Source organism: Maritimibacter sp. (assembly GCF_016774595.1).
In the GTDB taxonomy this organism is placed as follows: domain Bacteria; phylum Pseudomonadota; class Alphaproteobacteria; order Rhodobacterales; family Rhodobacteraceae; genus Maritimibacter; species Maritimibacter alkaliphilus.
In genome coordinates this window covers 694,893-721,419 of the sequence record NZ_JACBWT010000001.1, presented here as the reverse complement: position 1 = coordinate 721,419, position 26,527 = coordinate 694,893, and the positions used below count along the sequence as shown (strand labels likewise).

The window sequence follows — 26,527 nt, the reverse complement described above, 5'->3', positions numbered from 1 at the left end:
ACCCGCGACATGGTGGGTGACCAAATACGGAGTGAACATGGCCAAGGAAGAACTGCTCGAATTTCCCGGTGTCGTGAAGGAGCTCCTGCCGAATGCGACGTTTCGGGTCGAGCTGGAGAACGGCCATGAGATCATCGCGCACACGGCAGGCAAGATGCGCAAGAACCGCATCCGCGTCCTCGCAGGCGACAAGGTTCAGGTCGAGATGACCCCCTATGATCTGACAAAGGGTCGGATCAATTACCGCTTCAAGTAAGCCCCGCCTCATCCTCGGGTCCGGATCGCCACGGCGTGCTGAACTGATCGGCACGCTGGGCATCGAAGCGGACGAGGTGAGGCCCCCCGACATCGACGAAACGCCCCTGAAGGGCGAGGAACCGCGCGCCTACTGCCGCCGCGTCACGCGGGCAAAGGCCGAGGCGATGGTCGTGGCCGAGGGCGAGATCGCGCTTTGCGCCGACACCACCGTCGCGCTGGGCCGCCGCATCATGGGCAAGCCGGAAGATGCGGGGGAGGCGGCGCAATTCCTGCACCTGCTGTCCGGGCGTCGTCATACCGTCATCACCTGCGTCGCAGTGCGCACGCCCGCGCGCGTGCTGGAGCGCGAGGTGGTCACGGTCGTCAAGATGAAACGGCTATCGAACGAAGAGGTGAACGCCTACCTCGCGTCGGGCGACTGGCAGGGCAAGGCGGGAGCCTATGCCATCCAAGGCCCGGCCGGCGCTTTCGTGCCGTGGATTCAGGGCAGTTATACGGGTGTCATGGGCCTCCCGGTCGCTGAAACCGCCGCGCTTCTCAATGCCGCGGGCTATCCCGTCTATGGAGGCTGGGCATGAAGGGATCGGTGATCGCGCTGGACGAGATCGGCGGGCGCAAGGCCGCCGCGCATGTGGTCGACGGCGTGCTCGAAGATTTTCTGATCGACCCGGCGGAAGACACCGGCCCCGCGCCGGGTGCGATCTATCGTGGCATCTGCGAACGGCCCATGAAGGGGCAGGGGGGCATGTTCCTCGACCTCGGTGGTGCGCGCGGGTTCCTGAGGCAGGCCAAGGGCCTGGCGCCCGGAACGCCGCTTCTCGTGCAGGTCTCCGGCTGGGCCGAAGCGGGCAAGGCGCCCCCGGTCGCCACCAAGGTTCTGTTCAAGTCACGCTATGCCATCGTCACGCCGGATGCGCCCGGTCTCAACCTGTCGCGGCAGGTCCGCGACGAGGATGAGCGCGTTCGCCTGCTCGACATCGCCGACGCGGTGATGGAGGGCTCGCCCCATGGCCTGATCGTGCGCTCCAGCGCCGAAGGGGCCGATGACGGCGCGGTGGCCGAGGATATCGCGGAGATGCGCACGCTGGCCGAGGCGGTGCTTGGCGATGCGCAGGGCAAACAACCCGAACTGCTTGTCGACGGCCCCGACGCGCATCTGACCGCCTGGCGCGACTGGCCGGAGCCCGACGTTTTCGCCGAGGCGCCCGGAGCGTTCGAAGAACACGGGATCCACGATCTGCTCGACCGGGCGCTCGCCGCCCGTCAGCCCCTGTCCGGCGGCGCCTATGCGTTCATCGAACCGACCCGCGCCCTCGTCGCCGTGGACGTAAACACGGGCGGCGACACGTCGCTTGCCGCCGGGCTCAAGGCCAACATCGCGCTCGCCCGCGACCTGCCGCGCCTGTTGCGGGTGCGCGGTCTTGGCGGCCAGATCACCCTCGACCTCGCCCCGATGCCGAAAAAGGATCGCGCGGCCTTCGAACAGGTCCTGCGCGCGGCCTTCAAACGTGACGGGACCGAGACGGTTCTGGCCGGGTGGACGCCGCTTGGGCATTTCGAGCTGCAACGCAAACGGGATCGCCTGCCGGTCACGATCTGAGGATCGGGTGGCGGGCACCTTGCGACGGGCGCCCGCGTTCTGCATGTTTGGTTCCGACCTCGACCCAACCCCATGGAGACCTGATGTCCTGCCCGATCTGCGCAAAAGACACCGACCCAGCCTACCGCCCGTTCTGTTCCAAACGCTGCGCCGATGTCGATCTGGGGAAATGGCTGAACGGATCGTACCGCATCCCTTCCGAAGACCCCGAGGATCTGGACGAACTCGTGGACGAGATCGAAAGGGAAATCTCGGACCGCCCGGATCGTCCGCATTGAGCGCGGGCGGAAGCGTGCGGAAGCTTTCGGGGTGACACAGGCGGCGGTCGTGTGGTGGCCCCCCGTTTGGCTCGGACGTCAGGCTGCTTGACCCGGCGTGGTGTGAAGACGCCAAACGCGACGAGGAAACCGTGCGAAGAGCGCCCGACAGACGCCGACAGCACATGCAGGATGCCCTGCGAAAAAACCCCGAAAATTTTGCCCCAAACCCTCTGGACACGCCGCCGGACCGCGACTAGAACACGCCGACCTGAACGCAAGACGTTCACCCGTGCCCGGGTAGCTCAGGGGTAGAGCAGTGGATTGAAAATCCTCGTGTCGGCAGTTCGATTCTGTCCCCGGGCACCACTTCACGATCATTTGCGATTATGGCGAACACCGCCGGTCACTCGCCCATTTCTTTTAAACGCCTCTTTCGGCGTTTTAATCTGACTTGCCGATCGCCTTCTGACCATTATCTTGAGGCAGCCGGATAATTAAAAGCAGGTGAGATCAAGTTATTGAGGAAAGTCTGAACAACGTTTTGGATAAGGTCGCGTAAGCGGAGTGAGCGAGTAGAGCGACGCTTTGGCCGGCTGATCGTGGTTTTCGCCGTTCTTTTCTTTCGGTTCCCTGGCGTCTCGACCTGCTTCGGACAGACTCGTTCTCAGGCCATCAGACGTCTTCGCACCTGGAAGAGGTTGCCGAGCGCGAACAGCGTGAACAACTGGGCGCGGTTCTTGGCGAGCCCGCGATAGCGGGTCCGGGTGTAGCCGAACTGGCGTTTGATGACGCGGAACGGATGCTTGACCTTGGCCCTAACCTTGGCGATCAGCCGATTGATCTGCTCGTCGACGGGATGCAACCGGCCACCCGCGGGCGCCTTGCGCATCACGCCCCAGAACTTGCCGGGTCCCTCGAAGGCGGCCCGCCGTGCAGTATTGACGTAGCCCTTATCGGCCCAAACGGTATCCTCATCGCCGTGTAGTAATTCGTCCCACACTTGGCTGTCATGCAGCTTGGCAGTCGAGGTTTCCAGGCTGTGGGTGATGCCGCTGTCGGCATCGGCGCCAACATGTGCCTTCATGCCAAAATACCAGTCGTTTCCCTTCTTCGTGCTCGTCATCTCCGGGTCACGCTTGCCGGCCTGGTTCGTGGTAGAGGATGGCGCGTCGATGATCGGCGCATCCACCAAGGTGCTGGAGCGCAGCGTGATGCCTTTGCCGGCAAGGTGGCCATTGACCTCGGCGAAGATGGCCTCGGTCAGCCCATGCTGATCGAGCAGCATGGCGGAAGTTCAGGATGGTGGTCTCATCGGAGATGCGATCATCGCACAGTTCGATCCCGGTTAACCGGCGCATCGCGTCGCTATCATAAAGCGTCTCCTCCGCCATTGGATTGCGCAACGCATACCAATTCTGGAGGAAATAGACCCGCAGCATCGTTTCCAGCGGCATCGGCGGGCGCCCGCCCTTCGGCCCAGCCTTCGGATAATGCGGTTCGATCAGCGCCAACAATCGGCTCCAAGGAACCACCGCTTCCATCTCTGCCAGGAACTGCTCGCGACGCGTCACCTTCTTCTTCATCGCATCGCGCAGACCGGGAAAAGCGAGTTGCTTTGGCATCGGCAGCGCTCCTAATCGCGTTGCCGACACCCTATCACATCAGGCCGAAACGGGCAGGTTTTTCAGACGTTCCTTGAGAAGCGGGACAATCGCATAATACTCCTTTTGAAGACGGAGGAGCCCGGGTCAAGATCCAAGGCCATGGCGCGCCAATAGGGTATGAACGAGCCAGCGAATTGAAAAATCTCTCGTCCAGCCTTCGATCTGTTGTTCGCGCCCCTATGTGTGGCAAGAAAGAACCTTGATCTTAGTGCGACGTTGCCGCGTGTAATCCCGGGATTTCCCTTTGGGTCGCCATCGGACGGCATCGAGGCCCGAACCATTTCTCTATGTCCTTTTCGCATTCCACCTTCTTCAGGTCTGGGAATGAACGCAGGAGTTGGTCATGGCACTTTGGTTCGAGCATCCGCATTGCTTGTATGCCCGGATAAAAGCTTTCGCTGGGAACTCCATTAGAAAATATTACTTCATGCTTAGATAGCATGATGTGGAAATAAACAGCTTTTCGTTTTCCGTGTGCAACTCTTACGCCTCGAACGTGCTTGGAAACGTGACCGGCGCTGGCTAGAAAATCCTGGTGAATCAACAATGCGTGGTGTCGTGATACGAAGAGTTTTCTCGTCGCACCAAACACACCTTCACTTATCAAGACAGGACGAAGTTCATCTTGTGCGGCCATTTCTTCCTTTGATACCTCCCTCGACCCGATCCAGGCAATTGGCTGCATCCCGTTGTCGAGTGTTGAAACTAAATCACCTACCCGTAGTCTCTCGACTGGTGTTTCACCTTTCGGCGTGGAAATCATCGTGCCTTTCAAAAAGCATATGATGCCAGTGTTGTCATAAGAGAAACTGTTTCTATCGGTGTTTTCCATCCTCAGACTAGAGGTGCCGAAAGATTTGTTGTCGCTATAATCGGTAGCGCGCCCCTCATCATCAAAGGCGTTGGACTGGTTAAGTAATCCATCGTCGGCGATGTCTCCCCGAAGTTCACCGAGGCTGTCATAGTGCTTTGAAAGGTCTATGAAATCGTTGTTCTCCCTGATTCCATCTCCAATAGTCCCAGAATTTCCGTTCCCAAAATCTGTGATCCTGTCAATTCCCTCGGATACTTCAAATACATCGTTTCCGAGCCCCCCGGTAAGAACGTCGTTGCCTTCTCCTCCTGTTAGTCTATCGTTTCCCGCACCTCCATAAATTATGTCATCTCCGCGACCACCATCGAGATGGTCGTTTCCACTGAAACCATTAATCGTATCGTGACCGACTGAACCAATTATCTTGTCTGTGTTTTCCGTCCCGATGATTTCATCTACGCCGATGAGTGTGACGTCGGTGAAATCAAAGTCCGCACGGTCGTCTCGTGTTCCCAATTGTTCACCACGAGCGTTCCGTCCGTCAATGATTTCGAAACCGCTCGATGCGGAGAAGTCACCTTGCACGCGGTATGTGCCTGTCCCTCCGTCAAGTATAATTCTGTCCGTTTCTGTGGCATTTGTCCCTGAATCAATCAAGGTGTTGCTACGTGCGTCATCCTCGTGATGGAGATATACGTAGTCACTGCCTTGCCCTCCATCCACTTGATCTGCCCCAGGGCCGGTGTGAATGTGGTCGTCACCAGCTCCACCCAGAATTGTATCGTCGCCTGTCCCACCGTAGATTACGTCTGAACCATCTCCTCCCAGAAGGTAATCGTCACCGGACCCACCATGGATCAGATCACTGCCTGTTCCTCCGTCGATCTTGTCGTCACCAGCCCCTGAATCAATCGTGTCGGCTCCCGAGCCGGTATTGATGCTATCAGACCCAGATCCGGTAGTGATAGAATCGCTTCCTGCTCCACCTGAGACAGTTTCGGCGGTTGTGCGTGTCGAGGAATACTGATCATCCCCTGCAATCAGTTCGTATGGGATGCGATCTGCATTTGCATCATCGTGAGAGACGACCGTCAGCTCGGTATCTGGGGGAGGAGGCGGACTGGCAAACGCGTAGTAGTCCCTGTCTGTGCCTTCGAGCTCAATCTCGTAAAGAGTGTATTTGTTTCCAGATGCGTCTTCGACCACGTTAATCGCGTCGACGTAAATATTGCCCTCAAACTCGAGCTGACCATCTTTGAATATCTTTCCTATCTGCGTATGGTCGTCGGCAGTGGAGGGCGAGATTGTATCCCCTTCTAGGTTTGCATCGTCGTCAACAACCTGAAAAGCCCGCGTTACATCGCCATCAGGCACGCGTATTTGGTCGCCTGCATTGATTGCGGTTTTGGTGGTAAGATCGCTTTCGATGTATCCCGAAAAAAGGTGGATCGTCATTTTGGCCTCCCTTTCTCTAATAGAAAACACAGAAACAGTGTCTTTTTTATGTATTGATTGGTGCGATATTGGGGCCAATCACCCTCTTCGCTGACGTAGTCCGTCTCGGAACCGCGGCAAAGGTGGGTCAAAATGGCTATGTTTCGGACCTCGGCCTGGTGGTCGACGGTGCGCTATTGGGATCCGCGAACGGAATCATCGAGCATTTCCGGCAAGTGATTGCGGTTCGAAATGGCGTGTCTCCGAGCATCGATGGCGAGGCTGCGCTTCAGCCGATCGCTTGTTGTTATCAGATAACCCCTCGCGAGTAGTGGTCGAGCACTATCGCGAGGTAGAGCCAGCCCTGCGCCGTCCAGATGTTGATGATGTTGGCGCCCCATTTCCGGTCCGGCTGGTCGGTCTCAAAGCTCTAGGAGAACAGGGTGGGTGCGACGGACCAAGCGTGTTCGCTGTCCGTGGTCCGCTTGAACAGACGCTTTTGTCGCGCCACGAGGCCATTCTCCCGTATCAACGGGGCCGCGCAGAGCCAACCAATCCCATGGCTGTCGCCCACGAGATCGCGGTGCATCAGCGGGTTTTCGTAGGTGCCGTTCGAAAAAGCGGAGGCCGTAAGGATATGCCCAAGGTAGTCCATAACCTGCCACCAACGCTGGCAGGCCGGTCGGCCGCGTCCGACGAAGTAGCCGCTCTAGCTATTTCCCAGAGCACGGCACATTCGAAGAATCTGGAAGCTCGCCTTCTCCGCTTCGATGAAGGCTCAGATCATCGACTTGGGTCTTTCGCGAAGAAGGCGCTCGTCCATTGTCCTCGGACCAATGGCGGATAATAAGCTCGCCTATTTTTTTGGGATGTCGCGCTCATGTTTCAGGACCTCGTCCTCCCGACGCGGTCGCTTTAGTTCGTTCCACAGTTCGGGCTGTTCCTCAAAAGCCATTTCGGCATCACGATCCTGGCTCAACCACCGCGTCAACGTTGAAAGACCAACCCCGGGATTCTCTACAATTTCACGACTAATGCGCCCGTTCGTCATCGCCAGTCGCCCCTCTTCACGCCGAAATGCCGGCGCCGGTAGTTTCCCTTTCGATATAGAACACCTCCTGATTTCTCGGTTGGTGCTCTCCAAATTTCCAAGGCGAATCCAGTCTATGGTAGAAACCACACCGTGCCTTGGACACTCGTGCAACGAGTCAAAGGCCAATCGTGCAGCTACTTGCAATAGGGACCGCTCGGGTCACGCTAACCAAAGTCCATTCTGTCGCACTCAATGCGTGTCACGCCTGTCACATCCCACTAGTGCCATCGCCGCGAAGCTTGTAACGACCAGTGCAACATCAAGAAACGAAAGGTCGAAGCTGCTCGACAAGAGCAGAGATATGCCAGCGATGGACGCGATCATCGCGACAGACAAACCCGCGTCTGAAAGAATTGCTCTTGAAATATAACTTTCGGTCCACCTCCGCTCCGTGGCCGGGATATTGAAGGACTGGTGCGCATCTTCTATGTCCTCCTTCCAGGCCGGGTCTTCAAGTGCAAGGAGCACGTCGTCAGACGCATCTGTCCGTCGCATTTCTTTCGCAGGAGTAGAGGCGGCTCCTGCCGAAAATACTTTATCCTTGGTCATTCAGTTGCCTCGCAATTGTGAACGATGTGTTGCTTGATAACCTAGCAGCACCAACTGGATTTATCTTGCCCTCCATGAGGAATCATTGGGGCAAGAATTGTCAAGGCGACTGGACTAAGGCAATCGCGCCATTTTTTGTCGCCAGAAGAATGCGGTGCAATAGGATACTGAACGTAAAGCAAGGGCACCTGTGAAACTTATTATGTGCCGATTTTAGGGGATTGTAGAGTGCAGGTTGCCGATTTTTGGGAGTGGCGGCCATTGTTTCCAAGGACTCCAAACTTGACTTACCGAAATGTGTCAGTGCGACGGCGTGAATGGCGCCGTTTACCGTGGACGCCTTCTGTGCTGGTTTTGAGGCAAGGCGGCCTTGATGAGCGGTAAGTTCAGCGATGATTTCAAGCGGAACGCAATTGCGCAGATCACCGAGCGGGGTTGTAAGATTACTGCAAGCTATATGTTGAACTTCTGGAGCAAGGTGAAAGCATCAGCCTGAACCTTGTTGCCCGGCTGACCGGCCTGGCCGGCGTCAACGCGAAGATCGGCTACAAACGTAGAGCAAGAAAGAGTGGCAGGATGTTTTCGGGGGTTGCCGACAACGCGCTCGATGGTAGTTCGAGTTGGCAACGCCAGATTCTGCCTGGGTTTTGCGTTTTCCTGAGCGGTGGGTCGTGCCACAAAGCAAGGAGTGGGGAGAAAACTTTTGCCATCGCAAATGCCGGTATGATTTGGCCTAAGATGCTTGAACCGCTTGGGGTGCGAAGCCCACCTTGGGTCACTCCCTGCAGAAGACTCCGTCACCCACTGTTAAGGGGAGAAAGGCTGGCGCTCCTCCGCTAAATTGGGTTCGCCTTGGCGTTGCTTGCTCCGGCGCGCAGGCGTTCACGTGCTTCGCGTGGGTAGCCAAGGAGGGGTGCGAACAGGTCCAAATCAGTGCTTTGCATGTCGGTGTCAGGAAGCCGAGGAACGATGAAGGCGGTCATAAGGTCTGCGGCCCTGAACCCGCCGCCACAGATCATAGATCGGCCATCCAAGGATCCGACGTCAGCCGGGGATTTCTATCGGAAGCCCCCTGTACGGTGCAATCAGATGTTCTAGGACTTCGTGCAACCTTAGCAATGCGGGTCGCTTTGAGCGGCGCGGGTCTAGCCTTTCCTGATTTACGGTTTGATCTGCGGGGGGAATGTGCCGAGCTCAGATGCCGCTCAGAGCCACGGAGCGGGCGGCTAAAGGGCCTTGGGGTCGTCTCCGGTGTCCCTCTTTGAGCCAAGATCACGAAATGGCGTTCTACGGGCCGTTCTGCGGAATTTCCGGGTGAGGCCAACGGGCAAGATGGAGATGGTTGCGGGGTCGCTTTGTCGAACGCGAAAGCTGGCTCGCACCCGGGCCATAAATCGTTCGAAGAGTTGGTAAACGTGCGTCCTGAGGTGGACATGTTCACGATCTGCGGCGAGCGATTTTCGTGTCGCCAAACGCCGCCTTCAAAAATCATTTCTTATACACACAGAACGATTGATGGCCAATGCGCAGGCGCACGATCACCTCCAGGACTGGGTAACCTCTCTCAGTGATCCGCGCGATGGCAATTCATTTGCGATCGTTGCTCCATTTGGCGCATTTCGTCCTAGCGTCCACCGCTCAAGACACGCCAAAATGGACTGCCACGGAACAAGGGGTATTCCAGTTCCTAAGTATTCGCCCCCTGTCTGTTGCACGGGAGGCCCACGAGGACTGCGCAAGCTTTCGCGGCATGGCAGGCTGGTCTGGTTCTGGCTGGCTACGGGCTAGCGCTTGAACGACCGACGTGCTTGCGAGCCCTTCCATTTGATGTGAATAGAAGCCATCGGCCTTTCCTAGTTTGATTCATTTGGTGCGTCCGATAGCTCTATCAACTTGCGCGGTATCGACCCGGAGGAGCCTCGCCGATGCGCATGCGCGACACATTCATCAAGCCGATGCATCCCGAGGGTCGGAGGTTCGTGGCGATCTTCGCGATCGTTACGGTGGGTCTGTTCCTGATCTCGGGGTTTCTTGGCTGGATCGGCGTCGGGCTGACCGTCTGGTGCTATTACTTCTTCCGCGACCCGGAGCGGGTCACGCCGCCGAGGCCGGGCGTCGTGGTCAGTCCGGCGGATGGAATCGTCTCACTGATCGAACCGGCCGTCCCGCCCGCCGAGTTGGGTATGCCGGACGTGGCGCTGACGCGTGTGAGCGTGTTCATGAGCGTGTTCAACTGTCACGTGAACCGGGTCCCGGTTACAGGTGAGATTGCTGACATCGCCTACCGCCCCGGCAAGTTCTTCAACGCCTCGCTCGACAAGGCCAGTGTGGACAACGAGCGCAACAGCCTGCGCATCCGTATGACGGATGGGTGCGATCTGGCGGTTGTTCAGATCGCTGGATTGGTGGCGCGGCGCATCGTTTGTTTCGTGAAGGAGGGCGACAGCCTGGCCACCGGCGAACGGTTTGGACTGATCCGTTTCGGGTCGCGACTGGACGTATACCTGCCAGACGGGGTCGAGCCGATCGTTGCGCTGGGACAGACGATGATCGCAGGCGAATCCGTGATCGCAGAGCTGACGCAACCAACAGAAGGGTAGGGGACAGCACATGCCTGACACCCCGAACAAAGCGCCGACCGAGTTCGCGCTGATCCAGCTTCTTCCAAACATGCTGACCATCGTCGCGATTTGTGCGGGCCTGTCGGCGCATCCGGGAGGGTTTCGGGGCGACTACGCGACGGCGGTGCTTCTTATCCTTGCCGCCGCCGTGCTCGACGGCACCTCGACGGTCGTATCGCGCGGCTCTTGGGCAGCGACAGCGCGATTGGGGCCGAGTTGGATTCGCTTGCGGATTTCCTGAACTTCGGTGTGGCCCCTGCACTGGTTCTTTACTTCTGGGTCTTGCAGGACCTGCCAAGCGTCACGTGGCTTGCCGTGCTCGCCTATGCGGTCTGCTGCGTGATGCGCCTAGCGCGGTTCAATGTCAGCGACAAAGCCAAAGAGCCGACTGCGGACCGCGCGTATTTTGTCGGTGTGCCAGCCCCGGCCGGTGCGTTCCTGTCATGCTGCCGATGTTCGTATCCTTCGCGTTCGCGGACGTCCCTCTGGTGCCCGGCTACGTGATCGCGGTCTACATGATCGGAGTTGGGCTCCTGATGATCAGCCGCATCCCGACCTGGTCCTTTAAGAAACCAGGTGTCGCGCCACAATGTGAGTTCTTTCTCGTGGGGTTCGCCGTGCTCTCGGCTGCGCTCCTGATCGAGCCGTGGGTTTCGTTGGTCGTGATTTGCCTTGCCTACATCGGCATGGTCATCTGGGCCTTGCTGGATCGCAGGACACGCTGAAACAGACCGGGAGCAGGGCATTGGACATCAAGGCCGTCAAGACATCCTACGCCCGTTGGGCGCCGGTCTATGATCGGACGTTCGGAGCCATCACCAACACCGGGCGGCGCCGGGCGGTGGCGTTCGTGAACGGCCTTTCGGGGCGGGTCCTTGAGGTCGGCGTCGGAACAGGGCTTGCATTGCCGCACTATCGTCCCGACCTCAGAAGTGACCGGCATCGACTTCAGTGACGAGATGCTGGCCAAGGCCCGTGCGAAGGTGCGGGACATGGACCTGAACCACGTGTTGGACCTGCGCCAGATGGACGCCCGGGCGCTGGATTTTTCCGATGCAAGTTTCGATACGGTGGTCGCGATGCGTGCTTTCGGTGGTGCCGGACCCCGAGAAGGTCATGTCGAGATCGCGCGTGTGCAAACCCGGTGGGCACGTCGTCATCACCAACCACTTCAAAGCGCGACGACGGCCTGCTGGCGATGGTCGAACGGGTCGCCGCACCGCTGTCAATGTCCTCGGCTGGCACTCGGATTTTGAGATCGAGACTGTTTTGCAGAAAGATGATCTCGCCATCGAGGAGAAGTGGCCGTTGCCGCCCATGGGCATGATGACCTTCCTCGTGCTCCGTAAATCAGACTGAACAGGAAACCCGGGCGGTTCAGCCGCTAGAGCGGCTTCGCGGACTTCCAGCGCCGGGTCCGTGGGCGGTGGACATGGCAAGCTCCGGGCCTTCGTGGACTGGGGTCACTCAGCCACAGCGTAGGCGTTCAGTCGGAGGCCCTCTTTTGCGTGCCGTTAGCCGAAAAGCGAGGGCTTGCAGGTTCGTCTGCAAACGTGCGAGCGCACTCGACAATACGGCGGCCTCGTATGACGTGTCTGACTCTATTGGATAGGCAGAGTCACCTTTGCTATGGCATCGGCAGTTTCGATTGTGAACCGGCATGCAAGATTGACCCTGTATTGGGGTAATCGGCGTCAAAGTGACCCCTGATATTTCTGTTCAGAAGCTTCCTCAAAGGATTGAGGAGCGATTTAGGGATGTTGGTTGTGGAGACGATTGCGAAGATCAGGCGGGCGCATTTCATCCAGGGGAAGTCGATCAAGCAGATCTGCCGGGGCTGCGGGTATCACGGAACACGGTGCGGAAGGTGGTGCGGTCAGGGGCAACCGAGTTCAGCTATGACCGGTCCACGCAGCCCGCCCAAGATCGACCCGTGGCGGTCCGATCTGGATGAGATGCTGGCTGAGAATGACCGGCAACCCAAACGCCAGCGGCTGACACTGGTTCGGATTTACGAAGAGCTGCGCAACCGGGAGTTATGACGGCAGCTATGATGCGGTGCGGCGCTATGCGGCGAGAGTTGGTCGAAGGCGACCCGGGAAGCTTCCGCCGCTGCCTACGTGCCGCTGAGCTTCGACCCGGGCAGAAGCCTATCAGTTCGACTGGAGCCATGAGGTTGTCTGATTGACGGCGTGACCACGACGGTGAAGGTTGCGCATGTGCGCCTGAGCCACAGCCGGATGCCGTTTGTGCGGGCCTATCCCAAGAGACACAGGAGATGGTGTTCGACGCCCACGACAAGGCGTTTGCCTTCTTCGGTGGGGCCTGTGCGCGGGGCATCTACGACAATATGAAGACCGCCGTTGACGCGATCTTCATTGGCAGAATCGGGCCTATAACCGGCGGTTCCAGCAGATGTGCGGCCATTACCTGGTCGACCCGGTGGCCTGTACCCCGGCCTCGGGCTGGGAGAAAGGCCAAGTCGAGAACCAGGTCGGCGTGATCCGCCGGCGCTTCTTCGTGCCGCGTCGAAGTTCAAATCCTATGCCGAGTTGAACGCCTGGCTGGAGGATCGCTGCCTGGCCTATGCCAAGGCGAACAAACATCAGAGTTGCGCGACAAGACGATCTGGGAGGTGTTCGAGGACGAGCGCCCGAGCGTACTTACGTCGGCCCTTTCGATGGATTCCATGCAGTTCCCGCATCGGTGTCAAGACCTGCCTCGTGCGGTTCGACAAGAACCGCTACTCGGTCGATGCCCGGGCGGTCGGGCGGCCAGTGGAGATCAGGGCCTATGCCGCCCGGCTGGAATGCTGGCAGGATGGGCAAATCGTTGGCCAGCATGAGCGGGCCTTCGGGCAGGACAAAACCATCTTCGATCCCCTGCATTACATCCCGTTCTGGCCCGCAAACCCGGCGCCCTTCGCAGCAGGGCGCCCTTCAGGGAATGGGAGCTGCCGGTGCCAATCCGCCGCGTGTGGCGCAAGCTGGAACGCCAGCCGGGCGGTGACCGGCGCAGATGGTCGACATCCTGAGCGCCGTGCTGACCGACGGGATTGATGCGGTCAGGCGGCCTGCGCCGAAGCCCTGTCGCACAATGTCCATTCCGCAGGCGTCGTGCTGAACATCCTGGCCCGGCACCGCGAGCCGCCACCACCCTGACAATCACCACCCGGATGCGCTGAAGCTGGCCTGCGAGCCCATTGCCGACTGCAACCGATATGACAGCCTGAGGAGAACACAGAATGGAAAGATCCGAGGTAATCGACGCGATGGGAAAGCTGAGGCTCTACGGAATGAGGGGCCGCCTATGACGAGGTCTGATACCGCCGTCAAACGCCAGCACGAGCCGCAACAGATCATTGGTGACCTGCTGACCGCCGAGATCAGGGAGAAGCAGGCCCGGTCGATCAAATACCAAATGACCATCGCCAAGTTGCCGCTCGCCAAGGAACTGGAGGAGTTCGACTTCAGGCCGCCGAGGTTAACGAGACCCTGATCCGCGACCTGGCCAACGGCGACTTCCTCGACCATCAGCGCAACCTCGTCCTGATCGGCGGCACAGGCACCGGCAAAACCCATCTTGCCGTCAGCATCGCCCGGACCTGTATCCGGGCAGGGCGCAGGGCCAGTGTTCTTCAACGTGGTCGACCTGGTGAACAAGCTCGATGCCGAAGCCCGCGCCGAGCGTCAGGGCCGGACCGCCGACCTGATCTCCGCCTCGACTTCCTGATCCTGGACGAGCTCGGCTATCTGCCCTTCGCCCAGACCGGCGGCCAATTCTGTTCCACCTGATCAGCAAACTCTACGAACGCATCCATCATCGTCACCACCAACCTGGCCTTCGGCGAATGGCCCAGCGTCTTCGGCGATGCCAGATGACCACCGCACTGCTCGACCGGCTCACCCACCATTGCGAAATCGTCGAAACCGGTAACGAAAGCTGGCGCTTCAAGAACCGCGCATGGCGCCAACCGAAACCCCGCAGGCCCGCCGCCGCTGCGCTATGTGAGGGGCTACGCAGCGCCGGGCCTGCTCTCACCACCAAGGGGTCAATATTGGATGCCGATAGGGGTCAAACTTCAATGCCGATTGACACCGCGATGTACAATCTGTGCCTGCTCGACCCCGATTTCCGTTCCTTTGATCTGGACTGCTGGAGGGTGGCCGGTTTCGGCGGCGCTATGCCGCAATCCACAATTGCGGCGCTGGCAAAGGGACCTGCCGAACATGGTGCTGCACAATGTCTACGGGTCGACCGAAACCACATCGCCGGTCACCATCATGCCGGGCGGCCAGATCGCAGAACATGCCGATACTGTGGGACAGGTGCTGCCTTGCTGACATCATCGTGGTCGACGACGCTGGTCGTGAAGTGGCCCCGGCGAAAGCGGAGCTTCTGATCGGAGGACCGATGGTGGTGCCAGGATACTGGGAGAACCCGGAAGGCAATGCCAAAGGGTTCACCGGCGGATACTGGGTGTCGGGCGACATCGGTTCAAAGACGAGAATGGCTTCGTCCGCGTCTTCGACCGCAAGAAGGACATGATCAACCGCGCGGGCTTCAAGGTCTACTGTATCGAGGTCGAGGACGTGCTGGCGTCGCATTCCTTGGTCGTTGAAGCGGCAGTGGTGGGCGTCCCTGACGACGTGTTGGGCGAGCGGGTGCACGCCTACATTTCCTGGATGGAAATCAGGTGGACGCGGACGAGATCAAAATTATTGTTCTGCCCGACTATCCGACTATAAGGTTCCCGACCTCGTGACCTTTCTGGATGGGCCATTGCCGCGCAATGCGAACGGCAAGGTCTTGAAGAACGTGCTGCGGGACATCAAGACGGCCTGACACCTTGCGGTGATCAAGGTCGGCGCGGTGCAGAACTATGGGAGCACAATGGTTCAAGACCTAAAATCGAGGCGTTGTCGGCGCCGCCGGCTTATCAGGTCGTGTCGCGAGATCCGCAAACTCATCCTGTCGGGCAGTCTCCAACCGGGTGAGCCCTTTCCGTCGGAGCTCAGTCTTTGCCGAAAACTTGGGGTCAACAGGTCCACCGTGCGCGAGGGGATCCGTCAGCTCGAAGCCGACGGGCTGGTCCGGCGTTCGGGACGCCGGCGACTTTTCGTGTCGATCCCGGACACGTCGCAGATCGCGCCGCGCGCCACCGATACCATGGTCCTGTCACGATTACGTTCCTCGAACTCTGGGAGGTGTGTCGTGAGGTCGAACCGCTTTCGGCGAGACTGGCGGCAATCCACCGGACAGAAGATCAATTGGTTCCGCTGCGGGCAAACCTGATCGAATTCCGGGATGCGATGGAAACAGGACGGGCGGATTACAGATCGACCTCGCGTTTCACGCATTGATTGCGGAGGCGAGCAACAATGTCGCGCTTCTACTGCCCGTTTCCCGATCGGGCAGTTGCTTTCCAGCCTCGCGGCACCTCAAACCGGTGCTCGAGCAGGCCCAGCCGCGCGAGATAGCAGCGCATGAAAGATCTTCGACGCCGTCGAGCGGCAGGATCCGGACGAGGCCGAGCTTTGGATGGCGCGGCACGTCGCGGACCTCAAACGTGGTTGGGACCTCGTCGGCTTGCCCTACGATTTCGAGATCAATCCCTTCGTCTCCACATAATGACACGATAGGCATTCCAAGCGTGCCCTAGATTACGAAAAGCCGGCGCGGGAGGTCTCGCGCCGGTCGTCATCCGATGTGTCTGTCGGTCGCCTGAATTCCTACTGGCGATGCTGATCCGGTAGTCTGTCTTGCTGACGCGCAACGTCGAGCTCCTGTCAGCTAGGGGCGGGGTCCACCCAGGTGGGCAGACCCGCGACGGGTTACTGGCTCGGCGTCAGGGGCGGTTGTACGCCCCGCGCCAATCGCCAAATTCGACGAAGCGGGCGTCGGATCCCGTCTCCAGCGCGGCGGCTGCCGTGTTCAGTGCCTCAGGCGTGACCTCTGGCCAGGTGCCGGTCTCGATCCGTTCGGCCAGAATTTCAACGATCACGCTGCTTTCTGCGGCCATGAAGTCGCAGTGCCCGGTCCCCTGAACGAGGGCCTGCCGATAGAGGTCGGTGGTGCCGGTTTGTTCGACCAGCGCCTCGTACCCCTGCATCAGCGAATAGGGGATGGCCCAGTCTCCCAGCATGTGGATCCGTATGGCGGGCACTTCGGCGCTCTCCGGTCGTGGTGCGTCCGTCCCCGGCCCAGAAGTCGAGCGCATAGTCCGACGCCGCGATCCAGGGTTCGGCGTCAATCGTCGCAAGGTCGGCCTGAAGGTCCAGCCCGGCTTCGGCATAAAGCGCCTCGACCAGCTGTTTCATCGCCGGTGCGGCGTTGGCGTAGAACGCGGCGTAGTCGACGCCTTCGTTTCCGGACAACTGCTGACCCAATGCCGCATTTTCGAAGGCCAGCCGATAGGTGCCGCCGACATGGCCAGTAATACGCATCGCCGATTTTACCACCATGTCAGCCATCGCGGCGGTATCGGACGTGTCGGGCAGGTCAGTTCCCTCGACCATCCAGGGCGACCACTGACCAATGGCAAGGCGAGAGCGCCAGACGGGCGCGACCTTCGGGCGTCTTGCCCGCGTTTTCGATCGCGCGCTCTTCCACGACGCCGGATGGCGTCGAGTTCTGATCGCCGCCGCGCCTGCGTTCGGCAGACCGGCCACCGTCAGATCCGAGGCCTGGCCCGGGCCCTGTACCACGAAATCTTCCGCCAGCAGCGCCCGCATCGCGAACCAGCCGTCCAGAAAACTGTTCATGATCCAGACCGGTGTATGGGCCGCAAGCACCACCGAGCCATCGATCTTGTCAGGGTAATCTTCGGCCGAGGCGAGGCTGTCCAGACCGCCGCCAGAGCATCCGTATTGCATCACCATGTCGGGCTCGCTTTCGAGCTGGGTGAAGGTGTCCTGAACGGTCTGGAGTTCAAGATCTCGCGCTGCGGGTCGTATTGCCAGAAATTCACGGGATGGCGCGCCGTACCGGCAAATACAGCCGCGCGCCAGCAGATCATCATAACGGGGCGCGAAGCCCGGGACATGGATCCAGCTGGCGAAATCGAGATCACGCAGCAGGCGGCCGTTCCAGTTCTCGGGGACGCGGATGAGCCAGGAAGTGCCGTCGGGCAGAACGCCACTGTGCTCGCGGTATGGGGTTTTGTCCTGTGCCGAGACAGGAACAGCAAGGCTGGCCGCAACGCTAGGCAAAGCATCTTCTGCCCCGCCCGATATGAAAATCGAAACATGGTTCTCCTCCAGGTTGTGTTTTGGATGGCGCAGAGCTCCTCTCGTCCCGCCATCCTGTCAATAAACGTAGATGGCTAAATTTATGAGTGTCAAGTTCATATTTGCGTAAAGGTCAAAGCGTTTTTTCGAAATTGCGCCAATGCACAACTGCTGATCGGCTCCGGACGTCAGACACAAGTGTGAACCGGCATGCATGTTTGGATGCCCCTTCGATGCAAGGATTTTCTCTGACTTTTTGAGCGCGTGATCGAGTGCGGTCATGTTTCAGGCCTCTCAGGTGCAGCCAAGACATGCCGCGGGCCGGTATGGTGATGCGCGGATTGGGGACCAGATCAAAATTGCGAGCTCGCAGCTCGTTGCACGCCACTGGTTTTCCCAACCCGGATCTGTTCGATCATTTGCCCATACGGGTCGTCGCTTTCCTCACATCGCCGACCTCCGCGCGCCGCGGTCAGCCAGACCGCGCCGGTCGGATCTCGGTAATCCTCTTCGCGCACGAGCATGGCCCAGACCATGCGTGCCATCTTGTTAGCCAGCGCGATAGCCACGCAACATGCGCGGCTTTCGGGCCAGCATACGCGCGAGCCATGATCCTGGCCGCCCGCCGTCGCGACCTCGCCAATGGACGATCGACATCGCCCCCACGATCAGCAGGCGTCGGATGTCGCGCTGCCCCATCTTCGAGTCCGGCCCAGCTTCTGCTTGCCGCCGCTCGAATGCTGTCGTAGCACAAGTCCCAGCCAGGCCGCGAAGTCGCGCCCCCTACGGAACTCACGCATGTCCGGCGCGAAGGCCGTAATCGCCATCGCGCAGACCGGGCCGATCCCAGGCATGGTCTGCAGCCTTCAGGCCTCCCGTTTTGCTTCGCGGCCGCGACGATGCGCTTGTCGAGTTTTCGATCTCAGCCCCCAGTTGCGCGATCTGATCGAGATAGATCACTTCAGGTGCCGGACCAAGTCCGGCGGGTCATCGTCTTCAGACGAAGGGCAGAGACGTTCGACGTTGGCGATGCCCTGCAGAACGATGCCGTGTTCGGCGAGATGGCCACGCAGTGCGTTGACCAACTGGGTGCGTTGACCAACGAGCAGATCGCGGAGTCGGAAGAAAGCATCGCGCGGGCTTGCTGTGCGGAGCTCTTCACCGCCACCGTCCGCATGTTCGGTCGCTGGACCGCCTCGGCAATCGCTTCCGCATCCGCGGCGTCGTTCTTTGCCGCTTCACGAAGGGTTTGACTAGACGGGCGGGATGAGCCGGATCTCATGGCCGAGCCGGGCGAGTTCCCGGCCCGAGTAGTGCGCTGTCCCACAAGCCTCCATGGCCACGATGCATGGCGGCAGTGCCGCCATGAACTTCAGCGAACTGTGGCCGCGACGGCTTCTTGCGGAAAACCGCGCGCCCGTCGCCGTAGCGCCATGAATCTGGAAAACCTGCTGCCAGGTCGGCGCCGACGATGCTAATCTCATCCATGGATGCCTCCTCTCCCCTATGGTGACTTCAACATCACCATCTTGGCACATCGCGATGCCGTCGGGTGGGGGCATCCACACCATCAAGATTGACCCCTGTATTGGGGTAATCGGCGTCAAAAGTGACCCCCTGATATTTCTGTTCAGAAGCTTCCTCAAAGTTGAGGGAGCGATTTGAGATGTTGGTTGTGGAGACGATTGCGAAGATCAGGCGGGCGCATTTCATCAGGAAGTCGATCAAGCAGATCTGCCGGGAGCTGCGGGTATCACGGAACACGGTGCGGAAGGTGGTGCGGTCAGGGGCAACTGAGTTCAGCTATGACCGGTCCACGCAGCCCGCCCAAGATCGACCCGTGGCGGTCCGATCTGGATGAGATGCTGGCTGAAATGACCGGCAACCCAAACGCCAGCGGCTGACACTGGTTCGGATTTACGAAGAGCTGCGCAACCGGGGTTATGACGGCAGCTATGATGCGGTGCGGCGCTATGCGGCGAGTTGGTCGAAGGCGACCCGGGAAGCTTCCGCCGCTGCCTACGTGCCGCTGAGCTTCGACCCGGGCGAAGCCTATCAGTTCGACTGGAGCCATGAGGTTGTCCTGATTGACGGCGTGACCACGACGGTGAAGGTTGCGCATGTGCGCCTGAGCCACAGCCGGATGCACCGTTTGTGCGGGCCTATCCCAAGAGACACAGGAGATGGTGTTCGACGCCCACGACAAGGCGTTTGCCTTCTTCGGTGGGAGCCTGTGCGCAGGGCATCTACGACAATATGAAGACCGCCGTTGACGCGATCTTCATTGGCAAGGATCGGCCTATAACCGGCGGTTCCAGCAGATGTGCGGCCATTACCTGGTCGACCGGTGGCCTGTACCCCGGCCTCGGGCTGGGAGAAAGGCCAAGTCGAGAACCAGGTCGGCGTGATCCGCCGGCGCTTCTTCGTGCCGCGTCCGAAGTTCAAATCCTATGCCGAGTTGAACGCCTGGCTGGAGGATCGCTGCCTGGCCTATGCAAGGCGAACAAACATCCAGAGTTGCGCGACAAGACGATCTGGGAGGTGTTCGAGACGAGCGCCCGAGCCTTGTGCCTTACGTCGGCCTTTCGATGGATTCCATGCAGTTCCCGCATCGGTGTCCAAGACCTGCCTCGTGCGGTTCGACAAGAACCGCTACTCGGTCGATGCCCGGGCGGTCGGGCGGCCGGTGGAGATCAGGGCCTATGCCGCCCGGCTGGAATGCTGGCAGGATGGGCAAATCGTTGGCCAGCATGAGCGGGCCTTCGGGCGGGACAAAACCATCTTCGATCCCCTGCATTACATCCCCGTTCTGGCCGCAAACCCGGCGCCCTTCGCAGCAGGGGCGCCCTTCGAGAATGGGAGCTGCCGGTGCCAATCCGCCGCGTGGCGCAAGCTGGAACGCCAGCCGGGCGGTGACCGGCAGATGGTCGACATCCTGAGGCGCCGTGCTGACCGACGGGATTGATGCGGTCGAGGCGGCCTGCGCCGAAGCCCTGTCGCACAATGTCCATTCCGCAGGCGTCGTGCTGAACATCCTGGCCGGCACCGCGAGCCGCCACCCTGACAATCACCACCCCGGATGCGCTGAAGCGCTGGCCTGCGAGCCCATTGCCGACTGCAACCGATATGACAGCCTGAGGAGAACACAGAATGGAAAGATCGAGGTAATCGACGCGATGGGAAAGCTGAGGCTCTACGGAATGAGGCGCGCCTATGACGAGGTCCTGACCACCGCCGTCAAACGCCAGCACGAGCCGCAACAGATCATTGGTGACCTGCTGACCGCCGAGATCAGGGAGAAGCAGGCCCGGTCAGTCAAATACCAAATGACCATCGCCAGAGTTGCCGCTCGCCAAGGAACTGGAGGAGTTCGACTTCGAGGCCGCCGAGTTAACGAGACCCTGATCCGCGACCTGGCCAACGGCGACTTCCTCGACCATCAGCGCAACCTCGTCCTGATCGGCGGCACAGGCACCGGCAAAACCCATCTTGCCGTCAGCATCGCCGGACCTGTATCCGGGCAGGGCGCCGGAGCCAGTTCTTCAACGTGGTCGACCTGGTGAACAAGCTCGATGCCGAAGCCCGCGCCGAGCGCCAGGGCCGGACCGCCGACCTGATCTCCCGCCTCGACTTCCTGATCCTGGACGAGGCTCGGCTATCTGCCCTTCGCCCAGACCGGCGGCCAATTGCTGTTCCACCTGATCAGCAAACTCTACGGAACGCACATCCATCATCGTCACCACCAACCTGGCCTTCGGCGAATGGCCCAGCGTCTTCGGCGATGCCAAGATGACCACCGCACTGCTCGACCGGCTCACCCACCATTGCGAAATCGTCGAAACCGGTAACGAAGCTGGCGCTTCAAGAACCGCGCATAGCGCCAACCCGAAACCCGCAGGCCCGCCGCCGCTGCGCTATGTGAGGGCTACGCAGCGCCAGGCCTGCTCACCACCAAAGGGGTCAATATTGGATGCCGATAGGGGGTCAAACTTCAATGCCGATTGACAGTCATGGGCCTAGCTCGATTGGTGGGGCGGAACCGGCCCCGACGTGGGCGAGTCATTGCTCTATTCCAGCCCGCAGAGGAAGACGGATCAGGTGCTGCGAAGGTCATTGAAGACCCCCGCTTTTCGGGCATCCGTCCAGATTTTGCGTTTGCCCTGCACAACTTCCCCGGGCTTCCGCTAGGACATGCTGCCGTCGCGCCTGGGCTTGTCAATTGCGCGTCCCGCGGAATGCGAGTGCGCCTGACAGGCAAGACATCGCATGCGTCGCAGCCCGAAAACGGCACATCCCCCACGCTCGCCCTTTCGTCACTGATCGCAGCACTGTCCGCGCTGTCGACGGAAAGGAACATTCCTACCGATGATTTTCGGCTTGTTACCGTGACGCATGCTCGACTCGGAGAACCCGCGTTTGGCATCGCACCGGGATACGCCGAGATATGGGCCACACTACGGACATCGACCGACCTCCAGATGGAAGAACTGGTGGACATTGCCGAGCGAGAAGTGACCTCCGCAGCCTCGGCCGCTGGCCTTGTGCAAGCAATCGAGTATCACGACCAGTTCCGCCACTGCGAAAACGATCCAGAAGCTACCGAGTTGATCGTCGCCGCACTTAGGGAACAGGGCGTGTTGTCGGGCGACGTGTCCTTTCCCATGCGTGGTTCGGAAGACTTCGGTCGTTTCGGCGACGGGGCGAAGTCGGCGATGTTCCTCCTGGGCTCGGGCATCGACAGTCCGAAGCTCCACAATCCCGATTTCGACTTTCCCGACGATTTAATCGAGATCGGCGCTCGATGTTTCGCTTCGATCCTGCGCGGGCTGAACTACTGAGAAACGTTGCGAACTATGCGCAAGTAGTAATTGTCGCGTTCTAGCTACGGTACCGTGCAGCGTCTCGGGGACCGTTTCCCCCGTTTGTTCGGCCATCCAAGGTTCCTGCCGCAGCCGCGGTTTTCTATTGGGATCATCCTGTAAGAGGCAACCGGAGCTTCTAGGACTTCCTGCAACCAGCGCTAGCCTGATTCAGCGAAGTTGTTTGAATTGGTAGGCGCGTAGGGGGAGGTCTAGCCTTTCCCGATTCTCGGTGCCATCCAAGGCAGGGGCTGCGGCGCTCTTGATGTCGCTCAAGGCCCCGGAGCGGGCCGCCAGAGGGCCTTGAGCTTGTTCCCGGTATCCCCTGTGCCAAGAATACGATGCAGCATTCTACGGCCCGCTCCGTGAGATTTTCGGGTGAGGTATCGGGGCGGGATGGAGATGGTTTCCGGGTCACGGTTTCCGTAGCCGAACGTCTCTTGGAGGCGTTCATTGTAGTCGACGATGACGCGATGCTCCGACACGAGAATCCCGATTGGCGCGTATTGGAACGCCAGGCTCGTCGGGCAGTCTTTTTCATTCGCATCTCCCTCGCGTCGCGCCCCCGTTCAATGAACGCGTCTGTGGGTCCTGATCAAGTCGCCGGTGCAAGGGCGCTTCTCCTTCGGGACTATTCGCGGCCATCCAAGGATCGGCCATCCAAGGTTCCGCGGTATTCCCGCGATCCTCCTCGACACCCCCCTGTTAGAGGCCCATGGGCCATCTAGGACTTCCTGCAAGCGCGCGGTGACCCGGCGCATCTCCATGGAACGACACCCTCAGGTAGGTAAATGTGCAGCCTTTCCCAAAAATCGGCGACTGGAACAGAAATGGTAGGCGGTAGAAGAAAAATACGAAAATAATTCGAGATAGAGCTTGCGGGGACTAAGTAGACAACATATACCTATTCCCAGAACAAAGGAGAAAGCGATGCAAACCGAATCCTACACACTGGCGGACCAAGCCGAAGACCGCCTTTCCGAGTTCCGCGAGGACTTCGGTGGGGACGGACAGTTCGAAGTGGGCATCGTGAAGGGCGTGCATGCGATCTCGGATGTGTGCAGCATCTTCTTCGGTCCTGAGGCCACGGATGACGGGCTCGACACGATGCTGCGCCATCGTCTTGGCGACGTTGTCGACCACTACGGCTGGCGCGGCGCGCTCGAGGAAGAGGTGAACGGTCTTTACAGCGCGTTGCCGATCGGCGGGCTGTTTCACGACCTGCAAGCTTATGCGGATTACGGCGTCTATGCGGGTGTCGCGACCGACACCGAGGCGCGCCGTGGCCGGATCTCCGAGATGATCGAGCAGGCATCAGAGTTCCTGCGCCTCATTCCCGTGGACGGGTGGGGGCTCGAGGACACCCAGACGGTCGACATCGCCCGCAAGGCCATCGCACGCTGGCGCCTCGAGCAGGGGAAGCCGATCACGGGTCCCGACCTTGTGCTCCTGAGTGGCAAGGCCGAACAGACCGTGCGCAATGAGCTGAGCAAGAAGAAGGACGGGCTTGCTGGAAACTGGAAAGAAGTGCTGGCCAATGCCGCTCTTGCGTGGCTCGAGACCAAGAACTTCCTTGCCTCGATCTGGCAGCACCAGGACGACACCGAGGTCCTCGAGCAAGTGAACGAACCGCTGACGGACGTGCTCTTCGTGCCGATCGCAATGGACGGTTCGATGTTCCACCCAGGTCTCAAGAAGGATGGGGTCTACCTCCTCGGCGGAGAGGGGCGGGAGCGCGCTGTCGAAGACTTTGACGAAGCGCTCTCCATCCTCGCAACGATGGACATCCCCACATGGCGGCGCCCGACGTCCGGGGGCATCTGGACCCGCGTGCGGGGCAACACGAAAGAGTTCCGACGGATCGAGCGGAAGGACCTCGAAGCGATGGCCAAGGCCGACACCAGCTAAGGGTCTTGCCGAGCCCAATCCGGCATTGGCGATCTGACCTCCTGACGGAGGCTTCACCTCGGAGAAGAAGACATCACACTGAGCGGTCGCCGCTCAGTGAACAGCGGACCTGTTTCCGCAGCACGCCATCTGCACAATGAAAGGAGCAGATCATGAAGAAGACAATCACGCTGAAAGCGAAAAGCGCTTTTGCCATAGGCCACCGTTCCATCGACAGTGATCGCAAGATCCGTCTTATCCGCAATGACACTGCCAATCGCCGGAGCCCGCTATTGTATGATTTCGGGGCGGGCTACGGCACGTTTGAAGTGTTTCCGCATCAGGCATATCGCCACGCGCAGCGGCTTCGGGCTGCAATGCGTGGCGGTCTGGGATGCAAACCGCTTGAGCTTGTTAACGGTAATCCCCTTAGAAGAAGGGGAGCTGAGATCGATGCGGTCTTCAAGCAAGCGAGCAGGCGAGGACGCGATTTCGAAGCCGTGCCTCTCTAAGCAATTCCACGCATTGAAGATTCCACCCGACGGCGCATTCCCAATTGTCGCCGCAAGAAGTGAGACTGCTTGCCCTTTGTATCAAGCGCCAATGGCCCAAGGAGATGGCTATGACCACGAACACAACCGAAATCGTCGGAAAAATCTATCATAAGGAATACGGAGCGAACTGGCCTAGCCCGCACCTAATCATGGTTAATGAAATCCAGCAAGGACTGCGCATCTCCAACATGTCGATCGACCTAGGAGCCGCTTATGGTGTGATCGGAGTCAACGAATATACCTGCGCGTCCATGGCGAAGCGATTTGAGATCGCGTCGCGTTGCGGTGACAAGCCGCAGGCATTCGATAGTGGCGCCGGGCGCCTGCTGATCTGGGGGCAGAACGTGGTTCAGCCTGACGGTAGCCAGACTTTTGAGGTCTCACTCACGACAGCGCTCGCCGTTGAACTGCCACGTATTTTCATTTCGCGCAGAGACGCGGGCGAAATCGCAAAGATCCTCAAGCGCTATGTAACACAGGAAGACGACGTTATGAACCGCGCGGCTCGGCTTGTGCGGGGCTTCGCAGTGCAATGAGTGGTGCGTTCCCGGCGTAACCGAGCCGGCGGCTAACCAATGGCACACACAGTGTGCAACCTCCAGAATCCCTTCATCAGTAAAAGCGAGAAAACAATGCCTCATGTGCAAGATACTTGGATAGCTTATTGCATTCCCGACCCGGCTCATCAGAATGAAACCCAAGCGGCAATCATTCGCGTTCTTTCGGATTCAAGCTACCCTGGGGAGTTATTGACCCTTCGCTTTCTGATCCGCGATGGGAACGAGATTCGCTTTCCAATGTTGCCTCTCGAAGCGCTCTCGCTTGTCGATGAGATGAAAGAGGTTGGCGATTCCTTTTCAAGAAGCATGTCGTTTTCTACCTCTGCTGGAGGTATGCTCAGTTTCGACAGAATTGTCAGAAGCGAGGGCCACCACCAGAGTTTGCAATACGCCTTCAACGGATCCGTCCATATCGGCCCTTACAAGTATTACTTCTCCATATCTCAGGAAGAGTTCCTTTACATGCTAAGTGGAATCGCCCAGAAGTTCGAAGCAAGGGAATTTGAAGTCTTCCCGCTCACTTCGTGATCTCGGATGTCATCAACGCGATCTGTTTTATCTTTCTGGTCTAACCTGTCAAATCGCTGAGACTTTGTATTAACGAAGAGGACGAAATTAAGATCTATCCCTCCTCCTCGTGCTACTCGGAGATAGTCTTATCCCCCGCCACCTTCTGTAGACCTCGACTAAGAGATCAAATCGACAACGGATAAAAGTCGACCCAGAAGATGGCGGGGGATGTTCTTCTGCCACTCGTATGACAGTGGAATACACAAGAGCCGAGCATCTAGGATCAATGAATGCAGTGGGCGGCGTGCGCGTTCCCACATTAGCTCCGACATCCAGACCGATTAAGGTCTCACGCGGTTATAGCTTTCGCTAAGCCATGCCAGCTGCAGTGTCCCGACAGTCTGACAAGCGGAGGTTGCGCTTCCGCAGAGCCTCCGTCCTTTCGGGCGTTCGCGCCGTAGCGCCAGTGCCCATGCTGTCGGCTTCGACGGCCTCATAGCGCCGGTCATGTTCCCGGAATCACCGTTGGTCTTTAGGGTCGATATGCAAGCGTTGCTGATCCGCAACGTGATTGGTGCAATTATAGCACGAAGCCGACGCTCTCACAATCGGCTGTTTCGCGTCAGGTGACAGCG

At 59.3% G+C, this 26,527-nt stretch carries 24 protein-coding genes, 1 tRNA gene and 6 pseudogenes; 22 read left to right on the top strand and 9 right to left on the bottom strand.

The annotated features are described in order from the left end of the window. Positions 1 to 37: 37 nt before the first annotated feature. The 5 genes from infA (at position 38) to HOY44_RS03605 (ending at position 2,484) form a co-directional block, all read left to right on the top strand. Positions 38 to 256: a translation initiation factor IF-1 gene (gene infA, locus HOY44_RS03625; RefSeq protein ID WP_007205486.1), complete on the top strand. Its 219-nt coding sequence runs from the start codon at positions 38 to 40 to the stop codon at positions 254 to 256. Continuing rightward, complete coding sequence (locus tag HOY44_RS03620) at positions 240 to 836, top strand: Maf family protein (protein WP_287434719.1); 597 nt, start codon at positions 240 to 242, stop codon at positions 834 to 836. Before infA ends, HOY44_RS03620 begins: the two co-directional genes overlap by 17 nt. Then, the gene (locus HOY44_RS03615; protein WP_008334913.1) at positions 833 to 1,858 is read left to right on the top strand and encodes a ribonuclease E/G; all 1,026 of its coding nucleotides are present in this window, start codon (positions 833 to 835) and stop codon (positions 1,856 to 1,858) included. Before HOY44_RS03620 ends, HOY44_RS03615 begins: the two co-directional genes overlap by 4 nt. Positions 1,859 to 1,941: 83 nt before the next feature. Beyond that, on the top strand, positions 1,942 to 2,136 hold the full coding sequence (locus tag HOY44_RS03610) for a DNA gyrase inhibitor YacG (protein ID WP_008334914.1): 195 nt from the start codon (positions 1,942 to 1,944) through the stop codon (positions 2,134 to 2,136). Positions 2,137 to 2,409: 273 nt separating this feature from the next. Beyond that, positions 2,410 to 2,484, top strand: a tRNA-Phe gene (locus HOY44_RS03605). A gap of 298 nt (positions 2,485 to 2,782) precedes the next feature. On the opposite strand, the gene HOY44_RS03600 is transcribed toward HOY44_RS03605, so the two are convergent. The 3 genes from HOY44_RS03600 to HOY44_RS03590 all read right to left on the bottom strand — a co-directional run bounded on the left by HOY44_RS03600 (position 2,783) and on the right by HOY44_RS03590 (position 7,672). After that, positions 2,783 to 3,740 (bottom strand): IS5 family transposase gene (locus tag HOY44_RS03600; protein WP_287433090.1). Its coding sequence is split into 2 segments (ribosomal slippage): positions 2,783 to 3,400 and positions 3,402 to 3,740, totalling 957 coding nucleotides; the frame shifts between segments, so codons are not numbered across the junction. A gap of 247 nt (positions 3,741 to 3,987) precedes the next feature. After that, positions 3,988 to 6,051 (bottom strand): Hint domain-containing protein, encoded by a 2,064-nt coding sequence (locus HOY44_RS03595; protein WP_287433089.1) that lies wholly within the window; start codon positions 6,049 to 6,051, stop codon positions 3,988 to 3,990. Positions 6,052 to 7,312: 1,261 nt separating this feature from the next. Then, on the bottom strand, positions 7,313 to 7,672 hold the full coding sequence (locus HOY44_RS03590) for a hypothetical protein (protein WP_138421485.1): 360 nt from the start codon (positions 7,670 to 7,672) through the stop codon (positions 7,313 to 7,315). A gap of 373 nt (positions 7,673 to 8,045) precedes the next feature. On the opposite strand from HOY44_RS03590, the gene HOY44_RS03585 reads away from it, so the two are divergent. The 9 genes and pseudogenes from HOY44_RS03585 to HOY44_RS22610 all read left to right on the top strand — a co-directional run bounded on the left by HOY44_RS03585 (position 8,046) and on the right by HOY44_RS22610 (position 15,588). Next, a complete protein-coding gene (locus HOY44_RS03585) occupies positions 8,046 to 8,168 on the top strand; it encodes a hypothetical protein (protein ID WP_268920894.1) in 123 nt (40 codons plus the stop codon). A gap of 1,429 nt (positions 8,169 to 9,597) precedes the next feature. After that, entirely contained in the window at positions 9,598 to 10,272 is a 675-nt protein-coding gene (locus HOY44_RS03580; RefSeq protein ID WP_287433086.1) for a phosphatidylserine decarboxylase, read from the top strand. A gap of 10 nt (positions 10,273 to 10,282) precedes the next feature. Continuing rightward, positions 10,283 to 11,018, top strand: a pseudogene (pssA, locus tag HOY44_RS03575) (CDP-diacylglycerol--serine O-phosphatidyltransferase). Positions 11,019 to 11,038: 20 nt separating this feature from the next. Beyond that, positions 11,039 to 11,652: pseudogene (locus HOY44_RS22710) on the top strand (class I SAM-dependent methyltransferase). A 398-nt stretch (positions 11,653 to 12,050) separates the two neighbouring features. Beyond that, positions 12,051 to 13,596 (top strand): annotated as a pseudogene (gene istA, locus HOY44_RS03565) (IS21 family transposase); the annotation flags it as partial. Positions 13,597 to 13,602: 6 nt separating this feature from the next. Then, entirely contained in the window at positions 13,603 to 13,791 is a 189-nt protein-coding gene (locus HOY44_RS22705; RefSeq protein WP_287434757.1) for an ATP-binding protein, read from the top strand. Further along, positions 13,707 to 14,695: pseudogene (locus tag HOY44_RS22620) on the top strand (ATP-binding protein). Before HOY44_RS22705 ends, HOY44_RS22620 begins: the two are co-directional and overlap by 85 nt. Positions 14,696 to 14,837: 142 nt before the next feature. After that, positions 14,838 to 15,041 (top strand): AMP-binding enzyme, encoded by a 204-nt coding sequence (locus HOY44_RS22615; protein WP_353806592.1) that lies wholly within the window; start codon positions 14,838 to 14,840, stop codon positions 15,039 to 15,041. Between the two features lie 145 nt (positions 15,042 to 15,186). Next, positions 15,187 to 15,588, top strand: a complete 402-nt coding sequence (locus HOY44_RS22610; protein ID WP_353806634.1) for a winged helix-turn-helix domain-containing protein — start codon at positions 15,187 to 15,189, stop codon at positions 15,586 to 15,588. Between the two features lie 57 nt (positions 15,589 to 15,645). On the opposite strand, the gene HOY44_RS03550 is transcribed toward HOY44_RS22610, so the two are convergent. The 6 genes and pseudogenes from HOY44_RS03550 to HOY44_RS03525 all read right to left on the bottom strand — a co-directional run bounded on the left by HOY44_RS03550 (position 15,646) and on the right by HOY44_RS03525 (position 19,250). Then, complete coding sequence (locus HOY44_RS03550; RefSeq protein ID WP_287433085.1) at positions 15,646 to 15,939, bottom strand: hypothetical protein; 294 nt, start codon at positions 15,937 to 15,939, stop codon at positions 15,646 to 15,648. A gap of 202 nt (positions 15,940 to 16,141) precedes the next feature. Next, positions 16,142 to 16,315, bottom strand: a complete 174-nt coding sequence (locus tag HOY44_RS03545; protein ID WP_287433084.1) for a hypothetical protein — start codon at positions 16,313 to 16,315, stop codon at positions 16,142 to 16,144. Further along, the gene (locus tag HOY44_RS03540) at positions 16,287 to 17,504 is read right to left on the bottom strand and encodes a hypothetical protein (protein ID WP_287433082.1); all 1,218 of its coding nucleotides are present in this window, start codon (positions 17,502 to 17,504) and stop codon (positions 16,287 to 16,289) included. Before HOY44_RS03540 ends, HOY44_RS03545 begins: the two co-directional genes overlap by 29 nt. 96 nt (positions 17,505 to 17,600) lie before the next feature. Further along, entirely contained in the window at positions 17,601 to 17,804 is a 204-nt protein-coding gene (locus HOY44_RS03535) for a hypothetical protein (protein WP_287433081.1), read from the bottom strand. A gap of 209 nt (positions 17,805 to 18,013) precedes the next feature. Then, a pseudogene (locus HOY44_RS03530) lies at positions 18,014 to 19,010 on the bottom strand (IS110 family RNA-guided transposase); the annotation flags it as partial. A gap of 33 nt (positions 19,011 to 19,043) precedes the next feature. After that, positions 19,044 to 19,250 (bottom strand): hypothetical protein, encoded by a 207-nt coding sequence (locus HOY44_RS03525; protein ID WP_287434756.1) that lies wholly within the window; start codon positions 19,248 to 19,250, stop codon positions 19,044 to 19,046. On the opposite strand from HOY44_RS03525, the pseudogene istA (HOY44_RS03520) reads away from it, so the two are divergent. From istA (HOY44_RS03520) to HOY44_RS03490, 8 genes and pseudogenes are all read left to right on the top strand, one after another. Continuing rightward, a pseudogene (gene istA / locus HOY44_RS03520) lies at positions 19,189 to 20,739 on the top strand (IS21 family transposase). The gene HOY44_RS03525 and the pseudogene istA (HOY44_RS03520) overlap by 62 nt on opposite strands. Then, a complete protein-coding gene (locus HOY44_RS22700) occupies positions 20,699 to 21,085 on the top strand; it encodes an ATP-binding protein (protein WP_502710680.1) in 387 nt (128 codons plus the stop codon). Before istA (HOY44_RS03520) ends, HOY44_RS22700 begins: the two are co-directional and overlap by 41 nt. Positions 21,086 to 21,251: 166 nt before the next feature. After that, entirely contained in the window at positions 21,252 to 21,527 is a 276-nt protein-coding gene (locus tag HOY44_RS22695; RefSeq protein WP_502710691.1) for an ATP-binding protein, read from the top strand. A gap of 5 nt (positions 21,528 to 21,532) precedes the next feature. Then, a complete protein-coding gene (locus tag HOY44_RS03510) occupies positions 21,533 to 22,360 on the top strand; it encodes a M20/M25/M40 family metallo-hydrolase (protein ID WP_287433080.1) in 828 nt (275 codons plus the stop codon). 951 nt (positions 22,361 to 23,311) lie between these two features. Beyond that, positions 23,312 to 24,289, top strand: a complete 978-nt coding sequence (locus HOY44_RS03505) for a hypothetical protein (protein WP_287433079.1) — start codon at positions 23,312 to 23,314, stop codon at positions 24,287 to 24,289. Between the two features lie 152 nt (positions 24,290 to 24,441). Then, positions 24,442 to 24,780: a hypothetical protein gene (locus tag HOY44_RS03500; protein WP_287433078.1), complete on the top strand. Its 339-nt coding sequence runs from the start codon at positions 24,442 to 24,444 to the stop codon at positions 24,778 to 24,780. A 110-nt stretch (positions 24,781 to 24,890) separates the two neighbouring features. Continuing rightward, positions 24,891 to 25,358 carry a hypothetical protein gene (locus HOY44_RS03495; RefSeq protein ID WP_287433077.1) on the top strand — a complete coding sequence of 156 codons (468 nt, stop codon included), beginning with the start codon at positions 24,891 to 24,893 and terminating at the stop codon, positions 25,356 to 25,358. Positions 25,359 to 25,397: 39 nt separating this feature from the next. Then, positions 25,398 to 25,910, top strand: a complete 513-nt coding sequence (locus HOY44_RS03490) for a hypothetical protein (RefSeq protein ID WP_287433075.1) — start codon at positions 25,398 to 25,400, stop codon at positions 25,908 to 25,910. Positions 25,911 to 26,527 lie beyond the last annotated feature (617 nt).